17 protein-coding genes are annotated in these 15300 nt (G+C 64.7%); 11 read left to right on the forward strand and 6 right to left on the reverse strand.

Annotated features, from left to right (window positions below):
* Positions 1-186: 186 nt before the first annotated feature.
* Positions 187-801 carry a glutathione transferase GstA gene (gene gstA / locus JQ572_RS00320; protein WP_211381012.1) on the reverse strand — a complete coding sequence of 205 codons (615 nt, stop codon included), beginning with the start codon at positions 799-801 and terminating at the stop codon, positions 187-189.
* A gap of 126 nt (positions 802-927) precedes the next feature.
* Here gstA and JQ572_RS00325 point away from each other — a divergent pair, with 126 nt between their 5' ends.
* The 3 genes from JQ572_RS00325 to JQ572_RS00335 all read left to right on the forward strand — a co-directional run bounded on the left by JQ572_RS00325 (position 928) and on the right by JQ572_RS00335 (position 3570).
* Positions 928-1422 (forward strand): MarR family winged helix-turn-helix transcriptional regulator, encoded by a 495-nt coding sequence (locus JQ572_RS00325; protein ID WP_211381013.1) that lies wholly within the window; start codon positions 928-930, stop codon positions 1420-1422.
* A 99-nt stretch (positions 1423-1521) separates the two neighbouring features.
* Entirely contained in the window at positions 1522-2892 is a 1371-nt protein-coding gene (locus tag JQ572_RS00330; protein ID WP_211381014.1) for a glutamate--cysteine ligase, read from the forward strand.
* A gap of 111 nt (positions 2893-3003) precedes the next feature.
* Complete coding sequence (locus tag JQ572_RS00335) at positions 3004-3570, forward strand: PAN domain-containing protein (RefSeq protein WP_211381015.1); 567 nt, start codon at positions 3004-3006, stop codon at positions 3568-3570.
* Between the two features lie 8 nt (positions 3571-3578).
* Here the strand turns inward: JQ572_RS00335 and JQ572_RS00340 are convergent, their stop codons facing one another.
* From JQ572_RS00340 to JQ572_RS00360, 5 genes are all read right to left on the reverse strand, one after another.
* On the reverse strand, positions 3579-4145 hold the full coding sequence (locus JQ572_RS00340; protein WP_211381016.1) for a nucleotidyltransferase family protein: 567 nt from the start codon (positions 4143-4145) through the stop codon (positions 3579-3581).
* Between the two features lie 21 nt (positions 4146-4166).
* Positions 4167-4943 carry a signal peptidase I gene (gene lepB / locus JQ572_RS00345; RefSeq protein ID WP_211381017.1) on the reverse strand — a complete coding sequence of 259 codons (777 nt, stop codon included), beginning with the start codon at positions 4941-4943 and terminating at the stop codon, positions 4167-4169.
* On the reverse strand, positions 4940-6367 hold the full coding sequence (gene tldD / locus JQ572_RS00350; RefSeq protein ID WP_211381018.1) for a metalloprotease TldD: 1428 nt from the start codon (positions 6365-6367) through the stop codon (positions 4940-4942). The genes lepB and tldD overlap by 4 nt, the downstream gene beginning before the upstream one ends.
* A 213-nt stretch (positions 6368-6580) precedes the next feature.
* Positions 6581-7459: an AraC family transcriptional regulator gene (locus tag JQ572_RS00355; RefSeq protein WP_211381019.1), complete on the reverse strand. Its 879-nt coding sequence runs from the start codon at positions 7457-7459 to the stop codon at positions 6581-6583.
* A gap of 151 nt (positions 7460-7610) precedes the next feature.
* Positions 7611-8144 carry an invasion associated locus B family protein gene (locus JQ572_RS00360; RefSeq protein WP_211381020.1) on the reverse strand — a complete coding sequence of 178 codons (534 nt, stop codon included), beginning with the start codon at positions 8142-8144 and terminating at the stop codon, positions 7611-7613.
* Positions 8145-8591: 447 nt separating this feature from the next.
* Here JQ572_RS00360 and coxB point away from each other — a divergent pair, with 447 nt between their 5' ends.
* The 8 genes from coxB to JQ572_RS00400 all read left to right on the forward strand — a co-directional run bounded on the left by coxB (position 8592) and on the right by JQ572_RS00400 (position 15185).
* A complete protein-coding gene (coxB, locus tag JQ572_RS00365; protein WP_211381021.1) occupies positions 8592-9431 on the forward strand; it encodes a cytochrome c oxidase subunit II in 840 nt (279 codons plus the stop codon).
* An 88-nt stretch (positions 9432-9519) separates the two neighbouring features.
* Entirely contained in the window at positions 9520-11145 is a 1626-nt protein-coding gene (gene ctaD, locus JQ572_RS00370) for a cytochrome c oxidase subunit I (RefSeq protein ID WP_211381022.1), read from the forward strand.
* A 60-nt stretch (positions 11146-11205) separates the two neighbouring features.
* Positions 11206-12150, forward strand: a complete 945-nt coding sequence (locus tag JQ572_RS00375) for a heme o synthase (protein WP_211381023.1) — start codon at positions 11206-11208, stop codon at positions 12148-12150.
* Positions 12147-12323, forward strand: a complete 177-nt coding sequence (locus JQ572_RS00380) for a CoxF protein (RefSeq protein ID WP_211381024.1) — start codon at positions 12147-12149, stop codon at positions 12321-12323. Before JQ572_RS00375 ends, JQ572_RS00380 begins: the two co-directional genes overlap by 4 nt.
* 5 nt (positions 12324-12328) lie before the next feature.
* On the forward strand, positions 12329-12961 hold the full coding sequence (locus JQ572_RS00385) for a cytochrome c oxidase assembly protein (protein ID WP_211381025.1): 633 nt from the start codon (positions 12329-12331) through the stop codon (positions 12959-12961).
* A gap of 79 nt (positions 12962-13040) precedes the next feature.
* Positions 13041-13937 (forward strand): cytochrome c oxidase subunit 3, encoded by an 897-nt coding sequence (locus JQ572_RS00390; RefSeq protein WP_211381026.1) that lies wholly within the window; start codon positions 13041-13043, stop codon positions 13935-13937.
* Between the two features lie 97 nt (positions 13938-14034).
* Positions 14035-14436 carry a DUF983 domain-containing protein gene (locus tag JQ572_RS00395; RefSeq protein ID WP_211381027.1) on the forward strand — a complete coding sequence of 134 codons (402 nt, stop codon included), beginning with the start codon at positions 14035-14037 and terminating at the stop codon, positions 14434-14436.
* On the forward strand, positions 14433-15185 hold the full coding sequence (locus JQ572_RS00400) for an SURF1 family protein (RefSeq protein ID WP_211381028.1): 753 nt from the start codon (positions 14433-14435) through the stop codon (positions 15183-15185). Before JQ572_RS00395 ends, JQ572_RS00400 begins: the two co-directional genes overlap by 4 nt.
* The last annotated feature ends 115 nt before the right edge of the window (positions 15186-15300 follow it).

A 15300-nucleotide genomic window follows, 5' to 3' on the forward strand; every position in this document is an offset into this window, starting at 1 on the left:
CGCCCGCTTTGCGAGCAGTGACAAGACTGCACCACTTACTTTTGACGAACAGTAGTTCATAAGTATCATAACGTGCAGGTACGATGATCCGGCGGCATCCGTTGGCGCCGTCGCGAGGCAACAACCTGGGGCAAGAAAAAGGGCCGGATCATGGACCCGGCCCTTGGCAGACATTGTTGCCCTGGCTCAGGCCGCCTGGATCAGCCCTTCCTTCTTCAACGCCTCCTGCACCTGCGGCCGTGCCGCGACGCGGGCCTTGTAGGCGGCGAGATCAGGCATCGCCGAGAAGTCGAACTTCATCCGGTCAGCCCAGGTCAGCATCGTGAAGAGATAGCCGTCGGCCACCGTGAACTGCTTGCCCATGAGGTAGTCGCGGCCGGCGAGCTGACTGTCGATGTATTTCAGCTTGCCCATGACCCGGTCCTTGAAGAACGCCTTGGCCTCGTCGTTCAGGGCCGGGGCGAACAGGGGACCAAAGCTCTTGTGCACCTCCGAGGTGAGGAAATTGAGCCACTCCAGGAGCTTGTAGCGCTCCGAACTGTCGCGGGCCGGCGCCAGCGCCTTGGCCGAGGCCTGATCGGCGATCATCTGGACAATGACCGGGCCTTCGGTCACGATCTCTCCGCTGTCGAGGCCCAGCGCAGGGACCTGGCCCTTGGGGTTCAGCTTCAGATAATCCTCACCATTTTCGAGCTTCTTGGCCCTGATATCGACCTTGACCAACTCATAGGGCAGGCCGGCTTCCAGAAGCGCGATGTGGGGGGACAGCGAGCAGGCACCGGGCGAATAGTACAGCTTCATGGAATTTCCTCCTCTTGATGCTTGGTTCGGGCGAAAGAACGACTACATGCATCTGCTTGAAATAGTCAAGATTGATGCAGCTGCATCGAATGGGGTAAGAGACGGGCGACGAGCTTGAGCGGGACCATGAAACGCAAACCATCGACCGAGGCAACTGCCGCCTGGATCCGCCTGATGCGGGTGCAGAGCCGTGTGCTCGATTGCGTCGAGCAGGACCTGAAGAAGGCGGGGTTCCCGCCGCTGGCCTGGTACGACGCGCTGCTCGAACTGTCGCGGGCGCCCTCGGGCGAGCTCCGGCCGGTCGAACTCGAACGGCAGATGCTGATCCCGCAATATTCGACGTCGCGGTTGATCGACCGTCTGGTCGATGAAGGTCTTGCCTCGCGGCGCGAATGCAAGATCGACAAGCGCGGCCAGTTCGTGGAGATCACGGAAGCCGGCCGCGAGCTGCAGAAGCGGATGTGGGGCGCCTATTCGGCCGCAATCGAGAAATATGTCGGTTCGAAACTGTCCGATGCGGATGCCGTCAAGCTCAGCGGACTGCTCGACCGCCTCGGCTGCTCGTGCGGCGAGATGAAGCTGCCGCCGGCCCACGTCAACGAAACCACGCCGTTGCGATGATCGCGCGGCCAACCAGCTCGTCCGCGCAACCGGTGGGTTCGCGGACCATCCCTGCCACCCGCGCGCGTTCGGTCGAAGCGCCTTTGATTAGAGTTTGATATGGCGCGAGACCAGATCGATATGACGCCGCTGCAATCGCGTGACGAGCTCGTCGCGTGGTTCGAGGCCGGCTGCAAGGACCCGTCCGAATTTCGCATGGGCACCGAGCACGAGAAGACGCCGTTCACGCTCGAAGGCCACCGTCCGGTGCCCTACGAAGGCCCGCGCGGTATCGGTGCGCTGCTCGAAGGCATGAAACTCCTGCTCGGCTGGGAGCCGATCATGGAAAAGGGCAACATCATCGGCCTCTACGACGTCACCGGCGGCGGTGCGATCTCGCTCGAGCCCGGCGGACAGTTCGAGCTCTCCGGCGCGCCGGTCGAGAACGTGCACCAGACCCAGAGCGAGCTGATGGCGCATCTCGCCCAGGTGCGCGAGATCGCGACTCCGCTCGGCATCGGCTTCCTCGGCCTCGGCATGACGCCGTCCTGGTCGCGCGCCGACATCCCCGTGATGCCCAAGGGCCGCTACAAGATCATGACCAACTACATGCCGAAGGTCGGTCAGTACGGCCTCGACATGATGTACCGCACCTGCACGGTGCAGACCAATCTCGACTTCTCCTCCGAGGCCGACATGGTCAAGAAGCTGCGCGTCTCGCTCGCGCTCCAGCCGGTCGCGACCGCTTTGTTCGCCAATTCACCGTTCACCGAAGGCAAGCCGAACGGCTTCCTCTCCTTCCGCTCCGAGATCTGGCGCGACACCGACAATGCACGCGCGGGCATGATGCCGTGGGCGTTCGAGGACGGCATGGGCTTCGAGCGCTATGTCGATTACGCGCTCGACGTGCCCATGTATTTCGTCAAGCGCGGTGACGATTACATCGACGTGTCGGGCTCCTCGTTCCGCGCCTTCTTCGATGGCCGCAACAACAATCTGCCGGGCGAGCGTCCGACGCTGTCGGACTGGGCCAACCATCTCTCGACGATTTTCCCGGAGGTGCGCCTCAAGCGCTATCTGGAAATGCGCGGCTCGGACGGTGGCCCGTGGGGCCGTCTGCCGGCGTTGTCGGCGTTCTGGGCCGGGCTGCTCTACGACGATGTGTCGCTCGATGCAGCATGGGACCTTGTGAAGCACTGGAGCGCGCCTGAGCGCCAGGCCCTGCGCGACGACGTGCCGCGCTTCGGCTTCAAGTCGCGGATCAAGGACCGCTATCTGTTCGAGATCGCCAAGGAATGCCTCGTTCTGGCTCATGCCGGCTTGCGCCGGCGCGGCCGGATCGACCAGCTCGGACGCGACGAGACCCGGCATCTGGAGCCGCTTGACCGCATCATCGATTCCGGCCGGACCCCGGCCGAGGAGATGCTCGAAAAGTTCAACGGCCCCTGGGCCGGCTCGGTGGAACCGGCCTACGCGGAATACGCGTTCTAGAGCAGAGGCCGACGATCGGGACCTGCGCCGTTCATCGCCCATACAGGTTTGCGGCGATCAAATGACCGGCTGAAAAACCTGAGCGTCGTCAATAACTCGAAAGCTGTTCCGATGGGGAAGGGCCGCCTGTCCGGGGCCGTCATGGCAAGCGCCGTGGCCTGCGCCGCGCTGCTTTCGCTCGCGGTCGCGAGCGGGCCTGTGCGCGCCCAGACGGCGTTCGACCGCCCGGGCGGCGACTATTTCAGCACGCCGGTCACGTCCGGCGATCCGGAGGACTGCGCGCTGCTGTGCGAGCGCGACCGCCGCTGCCGCTCCTGGAGCTTCAGCTATCCCGATGTCGAAGGCGGCTCGGCGGTGTGCTGGCTGAAGAACACGGTGCCGTTGCGCGTTCCGGGCAGCTGTTGCATTTCCGGCGTGCGTGGCGCCGGCGTGATCGAGCCGCGCGTCGAGGGCGTGGAAACGTCGATCGATCGCCCCGGTGGGGATTTGCGCAATGTCGAGCTCAAGGACGGCGAAGGCGAAGAGGCCTGCAAGGCCGTCTGCACCGCCGACAACAAATGCCGCGCCTTCACCTACGCGCGACCCGGCTATGCCGGACGCGAGGCCCGCTGCTTCCTGAAAAAGGAAATCAAGCCGCCACGGCGGAAGGCGGGGTTTACGTCGGGCGTGGTGCGGTAGGCGGCACTTCACTCCGCCGCAATCACCGTGAGTTCCGGCCACAGCGCCTTCCAGCGGGCCGCCTTCGTATCGTAACTGGCGGCGGAAAAATTCGGGCCTGGATTAGGACGCGCGATCAGCTTCGCGATGTCGTCAAAGCCATGCGGTGCGTAGACGTCGTGGCTGTCGCAGGCGCGCCTGACGCCGACCTGGGTGTTTTGGGTGAGGAAGCGGTCGATGCCGTCGGTCGAGGACGACAGAGGCGGATAGGGCAGACCGTGCTTGGCCGAATACCACAGATGCACCCGTGCCTGATTGCGGATCTCGATCTTGGCGCCGAGATGCCCGAGGCGCGCTTGCAGCTCGCGGATCACCGCGTCCTCCGCTTCCCATGACGTGTCGGGATCGAAGTAGAACACGTCGTAGTCGGCGATGCCGTGATCGACGGCGCGGCCCGTGAGGACGTTCCACACCGTCTGTACAAGACATCCCGAGACCAGCCATGCGTCGGGCAGCGCCAGACGCGCGAGTTCGTCGATGATCGAAACATTGACGGGATTTCTCAGCGCGAATGCGAGGAATTCGTCGCGGTCCATCGTCAGGTGAGTGGCTTCCGCTCAATGCACGGCGGTGAAGAACCGCGCGAGACGGAAACCGGACAGCCAGGTCCACACCGGCTGGCCGCGCATGCCGAGATCCCAGGAGCCGAGCACGGCATCCGCGCGTCCGACCAGATTGTCGATCGGCAGCATGCCGACGCCGCCGGAGCGCAGGGGCACGCGGCTGTCCGCGGAATTGTCGCGGTTGTCGCCGAGCACGAACAGATGGCCGGCCGGCACCGTCACTTCCTGCGTGTTGTCGAGCGGACCGTTGTCGCGCATCTTGAAGATCAGATGCGAGACGCCGTTCGGCAGCGTTTCGACGTAGCGATAGGCGGGCTCGCTGCCGCCATTGTCGTCCTCGGCAGCCCCAACGCCATCCGGCTTCAGCTCGGCGGGACGGTCGTTGACGAAGAGCTGGCCCTGCCGCATCTGGATGCGGTCGCCGGGCAGACCCACGACGCGCTTGACCCAGGCCTGCGAGCGATCGCCGGGCCAGCGGAACACGACGACGTCGCCTTGCTTCGGTGTCTCCGCGAAGACGCGGCCGCTCTCCGGCAGGTTGATCTGGATCGGCAGCGACGAGGTGCCGTAGCCATAGGGGAATTTCGAGGCGATCAATGCGTCGCCGATCAACAGCGTCGGCTCCATCGAGCCGGACGGCACGTAGAACGGCTCGGCCAGCGCGCCCTTGGCGATGAACACGGCGGCGACGATGCCGGCGAGTTGTACGATCTGCCCAGCCCAGCCGCCGCTCTTCCGCTTGGCAGGGACGGTTACCTTGTCGACACTCATGCGCCCGTTCCACCCACCGTAATGCGTTCCATCAGAAGTGACGGCTGGCCGACGCCGACAGGCACGCCCTGGCCGTTCTTGCCGCAAGTGCCGATGCCGGTATCGAGCGCAAGGTCGTTGCCGATCATGCGGATGCGATGCAGATCAGTCGGCCCGTTGCCGATCAGCATGGCGCCCTTCAGCGGCGCGCCGATCTTGCCGTTCTCGATCTTGTACGCCTCGGTGCACTGGAACACGTATTTGCCCGAGGTGATGTCGACCTGGCCGCCGCCGAAATTCGCCGCGAAGACGCCGTTCTTCACCGAGGCGAGGATCTCGGCCGGATCGCGGTCACCGGCGAGCATGTAGGTGTTGGTCATGCGCGGCATCGGCACATGGGCATAGCCCTGGCGGCGGCCGTTGCCGGTCGGCTTCATGTTCATCAGGCGCGCATTCTGGCGGTCCTGCATGTAGCCGACCAGGATGCCGTCCTCGATCAGCACGGTCCGGTTGGTCGGCGTGCCCTCGTCGTCGATCGAGAGCGAGCCGCGGCGCGAGGCGATGGTGCCGTCATCGACCACGGTGACGCCCTTGGCCGCAACCTGCTGGCCCATCAGGCCGGCGAACGCCGAGGTCTTCTTGCGGTTGAAGTCGCCCTCGAGGCCGTGGCCGACCGCCTCATGCAGCATCACGCCCGGCCAGCCGGCGCCGAGCACGACGTCCATCTCGCCGGCGGGGGCCGGAATCGATTCCAGATTGACCAGGGCCTCGCGCAGTGCGCCGTCGGCGGCGTCACGCCAGTTCTTACTTTCGATGAATTCGGCATAGCCGGCGCGGCCGCCATAGCCCTTGCTGCCGCTCTCCTGGCGGTCGCCCTGGCCGGCGACGACCGAAACATTCACGCGCACGAGCGGGCGGATGTCGCGATAGCTTTCGCCGTCGGGCCGCAGGATCTCGACCACCTGCCAGGTCGCGCCCAGGCTGACGCTGACCTGCCGCACGCGCGGGTCCTTGTCGCGCAAATACGCGTCGATCTCGGCGAGCAGCTTCACCTTGGTCTCGAAGCCCGGCGCGTCCAGCGGATTGTCGTCGCCATAGAGCCGTACATTGGTGTGCGGCGGCGGCGCGGAAAAGCTGCCGGAATAGCCGCCGCGCACGGCGGCGACCGCGTCGGCGGCGCGAATCAGCGCCGGCAGCGACACGTCGGAGGAATGCGCATAGCCCACCGCATCGTCCTTCACGGCGCGCAGGCCAAAACCCTGCGAGGTGTCGTAGGTCGCCTGCTTCAGCCGCCCATTGTCGAACATCAGCGCTTCGGTCTGGCTGTATTCCAGGAACAATTCGCCGTCGTCGGCGCCGGCAAGCCCGCGCGCGATCTCGTGGCGAACCTGGTCGCGGTCGAGATTGGCGCGGTCGAGCAGGGAGGATGTGGCAGGGTTGGTCATGCGTCCGTCCATTATCGGAGAATGTGGGGCAAGATAATGGTTTCCCGCCGGTTCCGCGAGGGGCGGGCCGTCACATTACGGAAACGATAGGATGGGGTTGCCCGGCGTGACGACACGAGGCGGGGTGGTGCACGCGATCAAATGGCCTGACTTGGCGTGGACGGCGGCCCGTCCGCGTCCTGCGATCGAAAGGGCGAGCCGCCGTCCGAGGCGCTATTTCAGCGGCAGGAAAACCTCCGCGACCGTCTCATGCTCCGGCACCTCAGGAAAGAAGCTCAGCCGCTGGCAATAGATCGGAAAGTCGCGTGCTTCCTCGCCGCTGGCCGGAAGCCAGTCGCGGTAAAGGTAGAGCGCGGCGGGTTCCAGATTGTCGGTGTAGCCGACGACCCGCAGCACCGCGCAGCGTCCGCCGGGGATCTCGCCGGCCTTGATCTCCTCGCCATTCGCCTCGATCGGCCGGTCGGTCCCGACACAGAGATCCGTGCTGTAAGCGGCGGACGAGGAAGGACGCCGCTCGGACCGCCAGACGTTGAAGGTCGGACTGGTCTTGGGGTGCAGTCCGGCGGCCCTGCGCCACGCGATGAACCGCTGGATGGTGGCGCCGAGCGTCGCCGGGTCGCCCCGATGCTCCATGATCGCCACCTTGGTGGGGGGTACGTCGCGTATCGTCACGTCGTCACTGGTAAAGGTCTTCATGAGCTTGCTCCTCGCATTGTCGAGAGGCCCGAAGGCCGCAAGCCACGGCTCCCAGTCGGGAGAGTTGCGGAACGACGACGGCGATTGCCCGAACCGTTGCCGAAAAGCGCGGGCGAAGGCATCCGGGGCATCGTAACCGGCATCCATCGCGATGTCCGTGACGCTTTGGGCGTCCGTGTAGGCCAGCAGGTAGGAAGCACGTTTCATGCGGGCCAGCTGGACATAGCGATGCACGGACAGCCCGAAGGTCGCCGTGAACTGCCGATGGAAATGAAATTTTGAGAAGGCCGCAACGCCGCTCAGCACTTCCAGGTCCAGATCAGCGTCGAGATGCCGGTCGATGTGATCCAGCACGCGCTGCATCCGGGCATGATAGTGTTCGAGTGCCGCCTTCATCGTTCCTTCCTCCGTGGCGAGACCAGTTAGGCGCTCACGGACATCGCGCGCTCGACCGATATTGCGGTTCGGATGGATCAAAGGCGGCTGCCGGCAACCGCTCGCGGGCGGCTCGCGATGACGGGATCGGCTTATCCGGAAAAAGGGCGCCCTACGGCAGCTTGTCGTAACCCTCGCCGAGCCCATTCAGGCTGAGCGGGAAGCCGATGCCTTCTTCGGGGGTCTCGAAGATGATGAAGGTCGCGGTCTTGGCGGTGCGGAGCTGGCCGAGCAGCTTGTCGTCCATGACGACTTCGGCGACGCAGCCATTGGGCAGGCAGCGGACGAAGCCGGCACGGCCGACGTCCTGGTTGTCGAGCTTGAGGCCGAGGCCGGAGGGCAGGAGGACGCCGAGGGGGGCGACCACCCGCATCAGGCGGCTCTTCTGGTCAGCGGTCTTGAGCACGATCACGGTCAGGCCGGCATTGGAGCGGTCTTCGGCCACCACGCTCTGGATCAGGGCGCATTGCTCGGCCTGGGCGCCCGGCGGGGTGTCGCAGCGGATCTGCCAGTCGCCATGGACGGAGCGCACCGCGCCCTGCGCATGGGCAAGGCCAGGGAGCGCCAGGACGACGACCACCGCCAGCAGGGCGGCCAGCATCGCGAGGCTGCTAGCCCGCCTTGCCATGCATTTCGAAAACCCCATCGGGTCGGTCCCTCTGCTCGCCTGGGTCGCTCGCGCCTGGCGGACTGATACGGGAATGACGGCGTCTTGAAGGCAATTCGCAAGCAAATTCCGCGCCGCCCACACCGCCATCGCCCGCACGAATCAAGCTCCTGCGCGGCTATCTGCCAGTGCCTACCGCGGGCAAATCCGCTGTCAAGCCACAGCATCCCGGGAAACGGTATTTTTGTCTGATCTTACTAGGAAATATCTTGCGGGTGATGGCTGACAGACGAGGCTCAAGACTGCATTGCGATATATCAAGAATTATGGTTTGAGAGGCTTGATTTCGGCGTTCTAGCGATCTGGCCCCAATTCCTCTTAGAGGTATTCTTGCGCGGCGGTTTGTCAGACGGGCGGATCGAATAAGCGTTTCCCGGAAATAGGGGAATGCACTTGGGGTGATTTCGTTAGGGGAGCGCGAACGGCATGAAGATGTCGATGGGCCCGGTGGGCCGGCACTTGCTGGGATTGGCCGTGGCGGGTCTGACGCTGGCGACGGGCGGTGCGGCATTCGCCGAGCTCGGGCAACCGGCGCCGTGGGAGTGGAAGCTTCAGGAATCCGGCTCCCCGGTGATGGACAACATCGTCTGGTTCCACAATTTCCTGTTCGTGCTGATCACCCTGATCACGCTGTTCGTTCTGGCGTTGCTGGTGATCGTGGTCATGAAGTTCAATGCGAAGGCCAATCCGGTGCCGTCGCGGACCACGCACAACACGCTGATCGAGGTGGCCTGGACGCTCGTTCCGGTCTTGATCCTGGTTGGTATCTCGGTGCCGTCGTTCCGCCTCCTGTTCCTCGAGCTCGACGTGCCGAAGGCGGACCTGACCATCAAGGCGACCGGCAAGCAGTGGTACTGGTCCTATGCTTATCCGGATAACGGCAAGTTCGAGTTCGATTCGCTGATGGCCCAGGACAAGCAGCCCCGGCTGCTCGGTGTCGACAACGAGATGGTGGTGCCGGTCAACAAGGTGATTCGTGTCCAGGTTACCGGCGCCGACGTCATCCACGCCTTTGCGCTGCCGGCTTTCGGCGTCAAGATCGACGCCATTCCGGGGCGGCTGAACGAGACCTGGTTCAAGGCCACCAAGACCGGCATGTTCTATGGCCAGTGCTCGGAACTCTGCGGCAAGGACCACGCCTTCATGCCGATCGCGATTCGCGTGGTGGAGGACAAGGACTTCGCCTCTTGGGTCGAGACCGCGAAGAAGAAATATGCGAGCGGCGGCACCAGCACTTTCGCCTCCGTGGCCGGCCCGACGCAGTAAGCGTCGGGTGACGGCTGAAGGGGACTGAACGCGACATGAAGGGCGGGACCTCCAAAGGTCCGAATGGGACGCAAGGCAGGATTTGAAAATGGCAACGAGCGCAGCGGCACACGGCGATCACGCCCAGGACCACGGACATGACGAGCACGCCCATCCGACCGGATGGCGACGCTACGTCTATTCGACCAATCACAAGGACATCGGCACGATGTACCTGATCTTCGCGGTCATCGCCGGCATCATCGGTGCCGCGATGTCGATCGCGATTCGTGCCGAGCTGATGTATCCGGGCGTACAGATCTTCCACGAGACGCACACCTACAATGTATTCGTGACCTCCCACGGCCTGATCATGATCTTCTTCATGGTCATGCCCGCGATGATCGGCGGCTTCGGCAACTGGTTCGTGCCGCTGATGATCGGCGCGCCCGACATGGCGTTCCCGCGCATGAACAACATCTCGTTCTGGCTGCTGCCGGCCTCGTTCGGCCTGCTGCTGATGTCGACCTTCGTCGAGGGCGAGCCGGGTGCCAACGGCGTCGGCGCCGGCTGGACCATGTACGTGCCGCTGTCGAGTTCGGGCCATCCGGGCCCGGCCGTCGACTTCGCGATCCTGTCGCTGCATCTGGCCGGCGCCTCGTCGATCCTCGGCGCCATCAACTTCATCACCACCATCTTCAACATGCGCGCGCCGGGCATGACCCTGCACAAGATGCCGCTGTTCGTGTGGTCGATCCTGGTGACGGTGTTCCTGCTGCTGCTGTCGCTGCCGGTGCTCGCCGGTGCGATCACCATGCTGCTCACCGACCGCAATTTCGGCACGACCTTCTTCGCGCCCGACGGCGGCGGCGATCCCGTGCTGTTCCAGCATCTGTTCTGGTTCTTCGGTCACCCCGAAGTGTACATCCTGATCCTGCCCGCCTTCGGCATGATCAGCCAGATCGTCTCCACCTTCTCGCGCAAGCCCGTGTTCGGCTATCTCGGCATGGCCTACGCCATGGTCGCGATCGGCGGCATCGGCTTCGTGGTGTGGGCGCACCACATGTACACGGTCGGCATGTCCAGCGCGACGCAGGCCTATTTCGTCGCCGCCACGATGGTGATCGCGGTTCCGACCGGCGTGAAGATCTTCTCGTGGATCGCCACGATGTGGGGCGGCTCGATCGAGTTCCGCGCCCCGATGCTCTGGGCGGTCGGCTTCATCTTCCTGTTCACCGTCGGCGGCGTCACCGGCGTCGTGCTGGCGAACGCCGGCGTCGACCGCGTGCTCCAGGAGACCTACTACGTCGTCGCGCACTTCCACTACGTGCTGTCGCTCGGTGCGGTGTTCGGGATCTTCGCGGGCTGGTACTACTGGTTCCCGAAGATGTCGGGCTACATGTACAACGAGACGCTCGCGAAGGCGCACTTCTGGGTCACCTTCGTCGGCGTCAATCTGGTGTTCTTCCCGCAGCACTTCCTCGGCCTGTCCGGCATGCCGCGCCGCTACGTCGATTATCCCGACGCCTTCGCGGGCTGGAACCTGGTCTCGTCGGTGGGTTCCTACATCTCCGGCTTCGGCGTGCTGATCTTCCTCTACTGCGTGATCGACGCGTTCGCGAAAAAGGTGCCGGCGGGCGACAATCCTTGGGGTGCGGGTGCGACCACGCTGGAGTGGACGCTGCCCTCGCCGCCGCCGTTCCACCAGTTCGAAGTGCTGCCCCGCGTGCAGTAATCAGTCTCCCGCGGCGCCCATCACGGGCGCCGCGGATCTAGAACAAGCGAGTCAAAGCTAGTGTCCGTCCTCGACCACAACGCCATCGACCTCAATCCCCGCATCTCCGAGGCGGAGGTTGGCGACTACATCGCGCTGCTGAAGCCGCGGGTGATGTCGCTGGTGATCTTCACCGCGTTGGTCGGCATGGCGATGGCGCCCGGGCATTTCCACCCGGTGCTGGCGATCACCTCGCTGCTCTGCATCGCCGTCGGCGCCGGTGCCTCCGGCGCGCTCAACATGGCGCTCGAGGGCGACATCGACGCCAAGATGTCGCGTACGGCGAACCGGCCGATCCCGCGCGGCCGCATCACCCGTCCCGAGGCGATGGCCTTCGGCATGACGCTCGCCTTCTTCTCGGTGATGACGCTCGGCATCCTCGTCAACTGGATCGCGGGCGCGCTGCTCGCCTTCACCATCTTCTTCTACGTCGTGATCTACACGATCGGCCTGAAGCGCTGGACCGCGCAGAACATCGTGATCGGCGGTGCCGCCGGCGCGCTGCCGCCGGTGGTGGCCTGGGCCGCGGTGACGGGCACGGTCGACGTCGAGCCGTTGCTGCTGTTCGCCATCATCTTCTTCTGGACGCCGCCGCACTTCTGGGCGCTGGCGCTGTTCCGCTCGGACGATTACGCGCGTGCCGGCATCCCGATGCTGCCCAACGTCGCCGGTCCCGACGCGACGCGGCTTCAGATCCTGCTCTACACCGTCGTGCTGATCGCGGTCGCCGCGGCGCCCTGGGCGCTGGGCTATTTCGATGCCGTCTATGGCGTCGTCTCGCTGATCCTCGGCGCCGGCATGCTTGTGCTCGCCATCAACGTCTATCTGCGCCGCGAGCGCAGCCAGTCGCTGCGTGCGACCCGCAAGCTGTTTGCCTTCTCCATCCTTTATCTGTTCGCGCTGTTTGCGACCTTGCTGGCCGAGGTCGTGTACCGGGCGCTTGCTCCGATGGCAGGGGGCGCATGATCGCGGTAATGGTCGACAAACCCGAGCCCAATGGAATCGTCCTCACCGAGGCGCAGAAGAAGAGCCGTCGTCAGCGCTCGATCGCGATCGCGCTCGCGCTCGGCGTGCTCGTGGTGCTGTTCTTCGCCGTCACCATGGTCAAGGGTCCGGCCGTGCTAGTCCGGCCGATGTAGGGAAGATGGATCAGAAGCCGACCATATCGCAAAATCGGAACCGAAAGGCCAGGAAGGGCCTCGGTCGCGACGTGCTAGTCGCCTCGATCTGCGGCGGTGTGGTCGCGCTGATGGTCGGCGCGTCCTACGCGGCGGTGCCGTTCTACAACTGGTTCTGCCGCGCCACCGGCTTCAACGGCACGACCCAGGTCGCGACCTCGGCGCCGGCGACCGGTCCGATCGCACGGAAGATCGCGGTGCGCTTCGATTCCAACGTCGCGCCCGGCCTGCCGTGGAAGTTCGAGCCGGAGCAGAGCGAGATCGAGGTCAATATCGGCCAGGTCGTGACCGTCTTCTACACCGTGACCAACCAGGCCGCGCGCACCACCGCAGGCCAGGCCGCCTACAACGTCGCGCCGCTGACGGTCGGATCCTATTTCCAGAAGATCAACTGCTTCTGCTTCACCGAGCAGACCATGGCGCCCGGCGAGAAGCGCGAGATGCCGGTCGTGTTCTACGTCGATCCGTCGATCGCCGACGATCACGAGAACGACGGGCTCAACACGATCACGCTGTCCTACACGTTCTATCCGGTGCGCGATCCGGTGGTGAAGCCGCTTGCAGCCAGCGAAGACGACAAGCGCAAGGGAAATCTCTGATCGCCGGGCTCGCGCCAGGGTGGTTGGACACAAGGGGATAAGTGCCGGACAGGCACGGGATTGAGGAGAGAGACCGCAAATGGCAACGGCGCACACCAAGCAACACGACTACCACCTGGTCGATCCCTCTCCGTGGCCGGCGGTCGGCTCCGTCTCGGCCTTCATCATGGCGGTCGGCGCGATCACCTGGATGCACCACATGTTCTCGGCCGCGCCGATTCTGTTCGGGGTCGGCACGGTCGGCGTGCTCTACACCATGGCGAGCTGGTGGGGCGACGTGATCAAGGAAGCCCAGTACAAGGGCGACCACACCCGCGTCGTGCAGCTCCATCACCGCTACGGCATGATCCTGTTCATCGCCTCCGAGGTGATGTTCTTCGTCGCCTGGTTCTGGGCCTATTTCAACGCGGCGCTGTTTCCCGCCGACGCCGTCCACGCCACCCGCGATGCGATATTCGGCTGCGGCCTCGGCACCGCGGCCGGCGCCTGCGCTGTGCCGGGCACCTGGCCGCCGCATGGCATCGAGACCTTCGATCCCTGGCATCTGCCGCTGCTGAACACGCTGATCCTGCTCACCTCCGGCACCACCGTGACCTGGGCCCACCATGCGTTGCTCGAGAACGATCGTCAGGGCCTCAAATACGGCCTGATCCTCACCGTCGTGCTCGGCGCGCTCTTCACCTGCGTGCAGGCCTATGAGTACAGCCACGCCGCGTTCTCCTTCGGCGGCAACGTCTACGGCGCGACCTTCTTCATGGCGACCGGCTTCCACGGTTTCCACGTGCTGGTCGGCACCATCTTCCTGCTGGTCTGCCTGTTCCGCGCCTATGCCGGCCACTTCACGCCGACCCAGCATCTCGGTTTCGAGTTCGCTGCCTGGTACTGGCACTTCGTCGACGTGGTCTGGCTGTTCCTGTTCCTGTGCATCTACGTCTGGGGACACGGCGCCGAGACCATGGCCCACGGCGCGCACTGAGCCACCTTTGATCGATCAGAAAGGGCGGCCGCAGGGCCGCCCTTTCGCTTTCAGGCCGCCGGAAGCTTTGGCGGAAACTATGCTAGACTCTTTCATCATGAACGATACCTCTGACACCTCCGAGCCCAAGACGACCGTCCTGCAGAGTGCGATGCGGGGGCTCGCCTGCAAATGCCCGCGCTGCGGCCAGGGCAAGCTCTATGCGGGGTTCCTGACGCTGGCGCCTTCCTGCGACCGTTGCGGCCTCGATTACGCCTTCATCGACAGCGGCGATGGCCCTGCCATCTTCATCATCATGCTGGCCGGCGGGATCGTTGTCGCGTGCGCGCTCATCGTCGAGGTCAAATACCAGCCGCCGTACTGGCTGCATGCCGTGCTGTGGCTGCCGCTGATCCTGGCGACCACGCTGTTGCCGTTGCGCGCGATGAAGTCGCTGCTGATCGCGCTGCAATTCCACCACAAGGCGGCGCCGGGCCGGCTGGTCGACCGCGCGAAATGACCGATACGGCGCGCAAGCCTCGCGTGGCCGGCTTCGCGCTGTTCACGCTTTTCCTGATGGCGGTGTTCGTCGCGCTCGGTGTCTGGCAATTGCAGCGCCGCCTCGCCAAGCACGAGCTGATCGCCGCGCTCACCGAGCGTCTTGCGGAGGCACCGGTCGCCCTGCCGTCGCCGGCGCGATGGGCCGCGCTCGATCCCGCGCTCGATGAATTCCGCCGCGTCAGCTTCACCGCGACCTATGCGCCCTTGCCCGATGCGATGGTCTATTCCCCCGGGTCCGCCGTGCGCAAGGACGCCTCCGGTCCCGGCACCTGGGCCTTCCTGCCGGCGCGCCTTACGACCGGCGAGACGGTCGTGATCGATGCGGGATTCGTCGAGAACACGATGCAGGACCGCAGCGTCGAGGATAGAGCGGTCAAGAAGCTCGTCACGGGGCAGGCGGTCGCGCTCACCGGCTATCTGCGCTTCCCCGAGGCGCCGGGCTGGCTGACGCCGGCGGAGAATCGCGACAAGCGGCTCTGGTTCGTGCGCGATCATGCGGCGATCGCAAGCACGCTCGGCTGGGGCGCGGTCGCGCCGTTCTATGTCGATCTCGAGCAACCCGCGCCGGACAACAACATTCCGCGTCCCGGAGCGCTCGACGTGCATCTGAAGGACGATCATTTGCAATACGCCATCACATGGTTTGCGCTTGCCGGTGCGGTGCTGATCGCTTTCGGCGTCTGGGTGAAGGGACGGCGCTCAAGTTGAATTCCCCGTAGGTTCCCGGAAGGAACCCGGTATCGCCCGGGGTATATTATTCGGCGCACATTCACGAGTGTGGTCCTGGGCCGCAGCGCAAAATTTCGCGGCAGACAGGATGTTG

Source organism: Bradyrhizobium sp. SZCCT0153 (genome assembly GCF_018129995.1).
In the GTDB taxonomy this organism is placed as follows: Bacteria; Pseudomonadota; Alphaproteobacteria; order Rhizobiales; family Xanthobacteraceae; genus Bradyrhizobium; species Bradyrhizobium japonicum_G.